Annotated in this window: 3 protein-coding genes; 2 read left to right on the top strand and 1 reads right to left on the bottom strand. The window is 69.6% G+C overall.

Going from position 1 to position 1,681, the window contains the following annotated elements; all coding sequences use genetic code 11:
* Positions 1-415 (top strand): PfkB family carbohydrate kinase (locus VA603_RS11650; protein WP_323438947.1); only part of this gene is annotated, 415 nt, incomplete at its 5' end.
* On the top strand, positions 402-1,040 hold the full coding sequence (eda, locus tag VA603_RS11645) for a bifunctional 4-hydroxy-2-oxoglutarate aldolase/2-dehydro-3-deoxy-phosphogluconate aldolase (protein ID WP_323438946.1): 639 nt from the start codon (positions 402-404) through the stop codon (positions 1,038-1,040). The genes VA603_RS11650 and eda, both read left to right, overlap by 14 nt.
* Before the next feature lie 230 nt (positions 1,041-1,270).
* Here eda and VA603_RS11640 read toward each other — a convergent pair.
* Positions 1,271-1,681, bottom strand: a 411-nt coding sequence (locus VA603_RS11640; protein ID WP_323438945.1) for a helix-turn-helix domain-containing protein, incomplete at its 5' end; no start/stop codon positions are given.

The following is a 1,681-nucleotide window of genomic DNA, read 5'->3' as shown; positions in this document are numbered from 1 at the left end:
CGGCGTGGTGCTGGGCGGCGAGTTCGCGCAGGCCGACGCGCAGGCGCGCGTGGACGCGGCCGCGGCGATGGCCTTCGCCGCCTTCCCGCGCCTGCAGTACATGGCCTGCACGCAGCGCACCGCGCACAGCGTGGGCCACCATTCGATCGGTGCGATGCTGCTCGGCCGCGATGGCACGCGCACGGTCGCACCGGTCGAGGAGCTGACCGATATCATTGACCGCATCGGCGGTGGCGACGCATTCGCTGCCGGCGTGCTGCACGGGTTGATCGAGGGCCTGGACGCCGACACCACCCTTCGCTTCGGCCTGGCGGCCGGTTGCCTGAAGCACTCGATCCCCGGTGATTTCAACCCGGTCGGCGTGGCCGACGTGATGGCCCTGATGGGCGAGGGAAAATTCGATGTCCGGCGCTGATCCGCGCGTACGCGCAGTGCTCAAACTGGCCCCGGTGATCCCGGTGTTCACCCCCGAGGACGTGGACGATGCGGTGCAGGTGGCGCATGCCTTGTTCCGTGGTGGGCTGCCGGTGATCGAGGTGACATTGCGCACGTCCATCGCGCTGGACGCGATCAAGGCGATGGTCGAGGCGGTGCCCGATGCGGTGGTGGGCGCCGGCACGGTGCTGACCGCGGCGCAGATGGAACAGGTCAAGGCGGTTGGCGGGCGCTTCGCGGTATCGCCGGGCGCCACCGACCGGCTGTATGCCGCCGCGCGCGACACCGACCTGCCGTTGCTGCCGGGCGTGGCCACCTCCTCGGAACTGATGCGCGGGCTGGAGCAGGGCCTAGATACGTTCAAGTTCTTCCCGGCGGTGCAGGCCGGTGGTGCGGCCATGCTCTCGGCCTGGAACGGCCCGTTCGGCGACGTGCGCTTCTGCCCGACCGGCGGCATCAGCGCGCAGACCGCCGCGCAGTTCCTGCACCTGCCCAACGTGCTGTGCGTGGGCGGCAGCTGGCTGACCACCCGTGAGCTGCTGCAGGCCCGCGACTGGGCCGGCATCGAGCAGTTGGCGCGACAGGCGTCGGTGTTGCCGGGTTGATGGAATGACGGGGCAGGGCACTTACCCCTCCCCAACCCTCCCCTTGGCTGCGCCAAAGGAAGGGGGCAGAAGCGGCAATCGCTGCTATCTGAAAGACCTCGCATGACCACCCCCCTCCTTTGGCGCAGCCAAGGGGGTGAAGAAGGGCGTTTGCACGCCACGGGCGTGCGACCCGATGAACGCCCGAGGCTGTGCCGCAGGGCCGGACGGGTTGGGGAGGGGTCTGGCTCCTAAAGCTTCAACCGCCGATACAACGTACTGCGATTGACCCCCAGCCGCTTCGCCGCCTGGCTGACATTGCCATCGCACGCCGCCAGCGCCTGGCGCATCACCTCCAGCGTCATCTCCTGCAGGCTGCCATCGCCGGCCGGGACGACGGCAGGCGGGGGCACCACAAGCAGATATTCCGGCAAGCCCTCCGCCGCGATCACCGCGGTCGGCTCGCTCAACGCCACCAACGTGCGCAGGCAGGCCACCAGCTGCCGCAGGTTGCCCGGCCAGTGGTAGGCCGCCAGCTTCTGCAGGGCCTGGTCCGACAACGTGCGCTGTTGCGCCAACGGCGCCCATAGCGCCTGTACCAGCGCGGTACGGTCCGCTTCCTCGCGCAACGCCGGCAAGCGCATCACGTGGTCGGCGATGCG

This window comes from Stenotrophomonas capsici, assembly GCF_034961085.1.
Classification (GTDB): domain Bacteria; phylum Pseudomonadota; class Gammaproteobacteria; order Xanthomonadales; family Xanthomonadaceae; genus Stenotrophomonas; species Stenotrophomonas capsici.
The sequence above is the reverse complement of the archived record's forward strand: the minus strand, read 5'-3'. Positions and strand labels throughout refer to the sequence as shown.

What these genes read in the sequence shown, in the direction of transcription:
- eda (WP_323438946.1), top strand. Translation starts at nt 402, where the DNA reads ATGTCCGGCGCTGATCCGCGCGTACGCGCAGTGCTCAAACTGGCCCCG.